The sequence below is a fragment of the Candidatus Symbiopectobacterium sp. NZEC135 genome (assembly GCF_025962695.1).
Genome location: NZ_JAGFPF010000573.1, coordinates 1 through 1,194, shown reverse-complemented (window position 1 = coordinate 1,194; position 1,194 = coordinate 1). Strand labels below are relative to the sequence as shown.

Here is a 1,194-nt window from a genome sequence, read left to right as displayed (position 1 = left end):
AGATTTTTACCGTGAAGTTCGGGAGGGGTAAAATCAGGAACGCCGACGACACAAGGATAAATAATACCCTTTAAATAGAACTGAAAACTATCTGCATCAATCAGAGCAACGGTTGCATCCTGAGCCACCAATACACCTGAATGGTTCAAATCTCCTATTACTCCACCATCTTGATGCACTTTACCTACCGCTCGAGCTACATTTAGCGCTGCTCGAACAAGAAATCGATAATCAGCTTTAGGGAAATGGTGCAAGCGGGATTTAGGACTATATAGCTCGTGTAGCGGATGGTAACCTGATACAAACCGCATGACGAAGCCCAGAAACTTACCCGTTTTATCGGTTACTATGTCTCTGGGGTACGCTATCAGATCGGTTTTACTATAAAGCGCTATATCAACCATAGCGCGAATTTTATTTTCACGCTCGGAACGTCTGTTGACATTATATATTTTTACCACTACTCCAGGGCGGTCATTTATTTTATAAACTTCACCTTCACCGCCTTTTCCAACCAACTTAGCAACAGAAACTCGCTCATTTCCTATAACAATTTCCTGCATGCTTACTTTCCTGAAATAAGGATCAAAGTTTTATCATCATCGGTACGTTCGCAAACCGATGGGCTACCAAGATATGTAGCTAGTTGATTTGACAACTGAATAAATCGACCTTCACCCGTTGCATTATCTACAGGGCGCATCATAGGTTCAAAAAATCGAGGATGGGCCGTTTTTTCATGTTGTGATAATGCAAGATCGCCCACACCATCAGAAAATAAGGCATAAGCATCATACATATTTTTCTGACGTCGTAAATTGAGGCGGGGTTCTGGACTGTCTGTTATAAAATAGGTACTGGACGCATATTCTCCATTTTCTGGCCAACAAATTGCCTCCCATTCATTTCCTTTTCTACCAACAATAGCACTATCACCAATGTGTAACGTCAATATCTCATCAGGTGATATAAGAGCAGCTGCCAGAGTAGCCGCAAATTGCCTAGGCATGCTATTTCTGCGATTAGCCAAAGTAAAAATAAGGTCGCGTAAATCGTCAATCCAATCAATTAACTCTTCGGTAGTGGGTAAATCAGAATTAGTATGTAACCATTCTCTGAAGCGAACGGTTAAGAAACGACATGTAAGCCACGCTCCATATGCACCAAATTCCGCACTTCCCGCACCATCTGAGA

At 42.0% G+C, this 1,194-nt stretch carries 1 protein-coding gene and 1 pseudogene; both read right to left on the bottom strand.

Annotated features, from left to right (window positions below; genetic code table 11):
* Window positions 1-563 (bottom strand): annotated as a pseudogene (locus J5224_RS28865) (hypothetical protein); the annotation flags it as partial.
* Window positions 564-565: 2 nt separating this feature from the next.
* Window positions 566-1,194, bottom strand: a 629-nt coding sequence (locus tag J5224_RS28860) for a PP2C family serine/threonine-protein phosphatase (protein ID WP_264628522.1), incomplete at its 5' end; no start/stop codon positions are given.